The sequence below is a fragment of the Janthinobacterium foliorum genome (genome assembly GCF_978021625.1).
This window is the reverse complement of sequence record NZ_CDXDQE010000091.1, coordinates 1-315: the sequence shown is the minus strand read 5'-3', so window position 1 is coordinate 315 and position 315 is coordinate 1. Positions and strand designations below refer to the sequence as shown.

The 315-nt window shown below is 65.1% G+C and carries 1 pseudogene; it reads left to right on the top strand.

What is annotated here, in order from left to right:
- A pseudogene (locus ACZ92H_RS29640) lies at positions 1–315 on the top strand (S-(hydroxymethyl)glutathione dehydrogenase); the annotation flags it as partial.

Genomic DNA, 315 nt, shown 5'->3' with positions numbered 1-315 from the left:
ACCACGTCATCCCCCTGTACACGCCGGAATGCCGGCAATGCAAGTTCTGCCTGTCGCAAAAGACGAATCTGTGCCAGGCCATCCGCTCGACCCAGGGCCGCGGCCTGATGCCGGACGCCACCAGCCGCTTCTCGCTGAACGGCCAGCCGCTGTTCCACTACATGGGCACGTCCACGTTCTCGAACTACATCGTGGTGCCGGAAATCGCCCTGGCGAAGATCCGCGAAGACGCGCCGTTCGACAAGGTCTGCTACATCGGCTGCGGCGTGACGACGGGCGTGGGCGCCGTGCTGTTCTCGGCCAAGGTCGAGGCGG